6 protein-coding genes and 1 pseudogene are annotated in these 4,055 nt (G+C 24.4%); all 7 read left to right on the forward strand.

Going from position 1 to position 4,055, the window contains the following annotated elements; genetic code table 11:
* Positions 1-449 (forward strand): annotated as a pseudogene (locus tag ACO409_RS10385) (helicase); the annotation flags it as partial.
* Between the two features lie 225 nt (positions 450-674).
* Positions 675-1,526, forward strand: coding sequence for a hypothetical protein (locus ACO409_RS10390; RefSeq protein WP_485557008.1), 852 nt, complete (start codon positions 675-677; stop codon positions 1,524-1,526).
* A 47-nt stretch (positions 1,527-1,573) separates the two neighbouring features.
* Positions 1,574-1,696: a hypothetical protein gene (locus tag ACO409_RS10395; protein WP_485557010.1), complete on the forward strand. Its 123-nt coding sequence runs from the start codon at positions 1,574-1,576 to the stop codon at positions 1,694-1,696.
* Positions 1,696-2,088 carry a hypothetical protein gene (locus ACO409_RS10400; protein ID WP_485557012.1) on the forward strand — a complete coding sequence of 131 codons (393 nt, stop codon included), beginning with the start codon at positions 1,696-1,698 and terminating at the stop codon, positions 2,086-2,088. The genes ACO409_RS10395 and ACO409_RS10400 overlap by 1 nt, the downstream gene beginning before the upstream one ends.
* 226 nt (positions 2,089-2,314) lie before the next feature.
* Positions 2,315-2,566: a hypothetical protein gene (locus ACO409_RS10405; protein ID WP_485557014.1), complete on the forward strand. Its 252-nt coding sequence runs from the start codon at positions 2,315-2,317 to the stop codon at positions 2,564-2,566.
* 5 nt (positions 2,567-2,571) lie between these two features.
* Positions 2,572-2,982: a hypothetical protein gene (locus ACO409_RS10410; RefSeq protein ID WP_485557016.1), complete on the forward strand. Its 411-nt coding sequence runs from the start codon at positions 2,572-2,574 to the stop codon at positions 2,980-2,982.
* Between the two features lie 201 nt (positions 2,983-3,183).
* Positions 3,184-4,055, forward strand: an 872-nt coding sequence (locus tag ACO409_RS10415) for a hypothetical protein (protein WP_485557018.1), incomplete at its 3' end; no start/stop codon positions are given.

Here is a 4,055-nt window from a genome sequence, read left to right on the forward strand (position 1 = left end):
TTAAATATGTAACTTGGGATGAGTTACTATATGAATTTAAGATAACATATAAGCTGATAGACTATAAGAAAATAATATATGATGATCTTCCAAAAGTAATAAATATTTTTGATCCTTATATTGCTGATGTTTTTGTTTCCCCAAGTTATTCGATTGCTTATAAAGAAAGCTATAAATCAGAAATTTTAAAATTAGAGGAAAAAGGGTTAAAAGAACTTCAAGATGTATTATTTACACTATCTCCAGTGATGTACTTCAATGAAGAAAGTTATAATAAGCTGATAAAAGTACCAAAGGAAGAGCTTTTAGAAAGACTCAAAGGGAAAGCGAATGAAGTTCAGTTACTTGAAAAGGGTATATACATTATCTTTAATGACAAGGCAGATATTACTTATAAAGAATTTGTGGAAATGAATAATATATTTAAACCGTTATTAGGATTAATCTAAAAGAAATTGAAAATGTCCAAAACTTTTATGATAGTTATAGAAATATTTAATAATCTGAACAGAAAAAATGGAATTTTCTTATAAATAGAGCTTTAAGTAAAGGTGGGAAATAAAGTGAGTTTAAAAAAAATAAAAGAAAATTTTTTTGAAAAAGTAACTGATTATATTGGAAACTTCCCTATAATTAAAGAGTAAAACAAAATAACATTTTTTGAAAGGATATTTATGAAGATAAAATTAAAATTACAAAATGGTTGGAATAATGAATTAGAAGTATTAGGTGCTTATTGTAGTATTCCATATATATATGATGATAAAAGACTTCTCATGTTTAATGGAAAAAATATTGGTATTGAAATTAATAAAAACATATGGATTCAATTACCAGAAAGTTTAAAAAAAGAAATATACAAAACTTCTTTTGAATATTTAGTAGCTAAAAATTTTTTATATTTGAAAAATGCTCTAGTAAAAATAAATGGGATAACAGCATATCAATTAATTAGTTCAGATATACAAATGGAAAAAATTTTTGAAGATTTTAATAGAAATGAAACAATGATGATGTTTGAAACACATGGAATATTTCCAAATGAGTTATTTTCATTATATGTACAAACTAAAGAAGATATTTATATTGAATTTGATATAGATGATATAATAAAGGAAAATTTTTTTCAAAGAAAAGAAAAAATAGAAAAAGAATTAAATGAAAGTTATAAAATCGGTAGTTTAAAAGATATCTATAATCAAATTGAAAATGATGAAATCAAATTAATAAATACTAGTATTACAGAAAATAATATTTCAAGAGAAGAATGGAAAGAAAGAATACTAAAGATTTTATCTTATCAACCTTCAGAAATTGATAATTTTTTTGAAGCATTAACTGAGTTGTGGAACTTAATATCTATTGATAAATATTTATCATGCAATGTAGAAAATTTAAGAGAAAAATTGGGATATTGGGTTTTAAATATATCTTATTATTTAAATACAGAAAAAGAAAAAAGTATTATCTCAAATATAAAAAAAAGATTAAATATTAAAAGTTTAGATTATATGCTTGGAGTATAGAGAAAACAAAATGGGAAATAAATGGTGCTTGGAACAGTATTGATTTTATGACTGAAACAACCAAAAGAGGTATTTCTTGGGAAGGGACTTCACCAAGTGGAGTAAAAATAAAAGGATTTTTAAATAAGAAGGGAACAAGAGCCTTTCCAATGTATGAAGGAGGAAATTAATGAAAGTGAAATTTTTTTATAAATTAGCTAAAAATGGAGAATTATGGGCTCCAGACTGTGATGTTATAGATGATGAAAAATATGATGTTAATTACTCACGTTATTTAGCAGGAGCTGTATGGGAGATGAGATATGTTTCAGATGTAGATTATGAACTGGATGAAATAGAAAGAGTGGAGAGTGGGGAAATAGAGTGCTTTGAAACAGGAACAGAGATATTTTTCACTTCCGTATATAAAGACAGGGTAGAGTTTGAATCGGACTTTTATGATTGGCCAGACTGGAGCTGTACTTTAGAAGAATATAAAAGAGTTCTGTTGGGGAAAAAAGCATTTTTAATGTTGCCAAAAGAATTAGAAAGTTATTTAGAAATAAAAATAAATGATTTGTAAAAAGTGTCCATAATTTTGTGTAAGCTCAAAATATAATAGGTTATCATGTGTGTAAAAAATTTTATGTAAATCTCTAAATAATATATGGTAAAATAACTATATAATATTTGGAGGTTTTTATTATGGCTAAAAAGAAATCTGTCTGTTAAAATATAGTTATAGAAATATTTAATAATCTGAACAGAAAAAATGAAAGTTGCTTATAAATAGAGGTTTAAAATAAGGTGTGGAAACTGGTCTTATAGATACAGATTCATTGACTCACCCAACTCTAATAGGAGGTTTTGAACCTAAAGTACAAGGTGCTGGAATTGTAACTATTCAAGGTGGGAAAATAATCAAAGTGGATAATGCCAGTGGACATTTTAGACCTGATTCAAGTTCATTAGGTAAAGTTGAAAAATTATTTTTAAATAAAGTCCCAGATAAATATTATGATAGAAAATTTGAGGGATTTGTTCCCTATGAAAAGGAGTGAAATAAATGAAACAAAATTATTTAGGAACTTATGGTGTTTTAAAGGGTTCTTATATGGAATCAAGATTAAAATATTATGATTTTGAGAGTACAAAAAAAGTATACGGAGATCCAACTTCTACAATATTAAAGTGTGTAAGAGATGATGAGAATGAAGAATACATACTAGTAGAATTATTAACAACCAATGAAAAAATGAGAATAAAAAGAGAAGGATATGAACTGACAAGTAAACCAAAATTTGATATAGGTGATAAAGTTAAATTAATTAAATATCCTGATAAAAAAGCAACTGTTAGAAAAATTTATTGGCATGATAAAGATAAAAGAATTTATTATCTTCTTGATGTTGAAAATGATAAAAGAAAAAGTGCAAGCAGATATTATGAAGATGAAAATAAGTTTGAAAAAATATAAGTAAAATAAGGGATAGTCCAAAATTTTGTGCAAATTAATAGAAAATCTAGTAAATTCAACACTTCGCTATTCTATTTACACAAAAATTTTTATACTCTCAATATGAAAAAATAAAAGTTGCTTATAAATAGAGGTTTAAGTAAAGGTAGGAAATAAAGTGAGCTTAAAAAAATAAAAGAAAATTTTTTTGAAAATTTAAAAATGAATAAATTTGATTTATTAGTAACAGTAATTAATGAAATAGGTAATTTTCCATATATAATGTCAGGTATATATTTGAATAATGAAAAAATAAAAAGTGGAGAATATCAAGGGCTAAGTATAAATATTGGGTGGAATGATGAAGATGAGACAGCATTGTATATTTCTGAATATGAGAATGAAATAGAAGATATAGAAAGGGTGTATTATACTTATGAAGAGATGTTATGTTATCTTTTAATGTATCACTTGCAACATATGAATGAATATTCTGATATGATAGCTTTTGTAGAGCAGGAATTTTTAAATTATGTCAATCATATAGATGAATCAAAAAAATATAAAATAAATATGGATTTAAATAGTATATTTGAAAGAGACAGATTAAGAAATTTTTTAATCAATTATGCCAGAAAAGAAAATCAATACAATATCGGAGCTATAAATTTTCATAAAAAACATATAGGATATTCAGATATAAATATACTAAAGAGATTTCTATCATATTTATTAGGGAAAGATGTATTAAAAGAGTTTTTATCTAATCCACAAAAAAAATTTGGAATAAATCTAAAAAATTATTTTATTGATGATGGATATAATGAAATTTATAAGTTAACTATAGATAAATTGAGTATAAATATTGAATATTACTGTAGAGGTATGGGGTCTAATGGAAAATTGTTAGTTGGAGAACGTGGAATATTTTATGGAGATAGAAAAAGTTCTGATAAGTATATCAGTGATTTTATAACAAAAAAAGAAGCAGAAATATTAATTTCAAAAAAATATAAAAATGAAAGAGAAAAGGAAAATATAGAAATAATTTCTAAAAAAGACTTTTTGAAAGAACTTGAAATTATTGTTAATGC

The organism is Leptotrichia sp., from assembly GCF_057270615.1.

Coding starts and splice junctions, on each gene's coding strand:
- ACO409_RS10390 (WP_485557008.1), top strand. CDS start 675: ATGAAGATAAAATTAAAATTACAAAATGGTTGGAATAATGAATTAGAA.
- ACO409_RS10395 (WP_485557010.1), top strand. CDS start 1,574: ATGACTGAAACAACCAAAAGAGGTATTTCTTGGGAAGGGACTTCACCA.
- ACO409_RS10400 (WP_485557012.1), top strand. CDS start 1,696: ATGAAAGTGAAATTTTTTTATAAATTAGCTAAAAATGGAGAATTATGG.
- ACO409_RS10410 (WP_485557016.1), top strand. CDS start 2,572: ATGAAACAAAATTATTTAGGAACTTATGGTGTTTTAAAGGGTTCTTAT.